The sequence below is a fragment of the Flavobacterium piscis genome (genome assembly GCF_001686925.1).
Lineage (GTDB): Bacteria > Bacteroidota > Bacteroidia > Flavobacteriales > Flavobacteriaceae > Flavobacterium > Flavobacterium piscis.
Map to the genome: position 1 here is coordinate 1 of NZ_LVEN01000030.1, position 847 is coordinate 847.

Annotated in this window: 1 pseudogene; it reads left to right on the plus strand. The window is 45.1% G+C overall.

Annotation, left to right across the window (positions count from 1 at the left end):
• Nucleotides 1–847 (plus strand): annotated as a pseudogene (locus FLP_RS25535) (hypothetical protein); the annotation flags it as partial.

The following is an 847-nucleotide window of genomic DNA, read 5'->3' on the forward strand; positions in this document are numbered from 1 at the left end:
ATCTAAAAGATCCTGCTTCAGGAGCATGGATCCAGATCAGCGGTAACAACGGAAAAGACGGATTAGACGGTTCTAATGGTATCACTGGCGGAAATGGTTTGCCTGGCACAAAGGGTCTTGATGGCGAAATCAAAATGTACATTGATAATACTACAGGTATTGTTTATGTAAGAGATGCCAATAACCCTGACCAGTGGATTCCATTAAACGGAAAAGACGGTAAGGATGGAATTGCAGGAGCTCCGGGCTTTGCTGCAGGACCAGGGGAACCGGGTAAAGACGGAACTCCGGGAGCACCGGCAGAAGGAGTAACGACCTGGATTGATTCTACAACAGGAATTATATATATTAAAGATACAACGACAGGAGAGTGGACTCCAATCAACGGTAAAGACGGAAAAGACGGTGTTGCCGGGGGACCAGGTGTACCGGGTAAAGATGGAGTAACAGTTCCGGCTGATGCAACAATCTGGATCGACTCTACAACAGGAACTATCTATATTAAAGATACTACCACTGGAGACTGGGTAAAAATCAATGGTAACGATGGAAAAGACGGCTTGCCGGGCGGACCAGGCGTACCAGGAAAAGATGCTACACCTGCAGAAGGGGTTTCAATCTGGGTGGATACCAATACAAAAATTGTATATATAAAAGATCCTGCTTCAGGAGCATGGATTCAGATCAGCGGTAACAACGGAAAAGACGGATTAGACGGTTCTAATGGTATCACTGGCGGAAATGGTTTGCCTGGCACAAAAGGTCTTGATGGCGAAATCAAAATGTACATTGATAATACTACAGGTATTGTTTATGTAAGAGATGCCAATAACCCTGACCAGTGGAT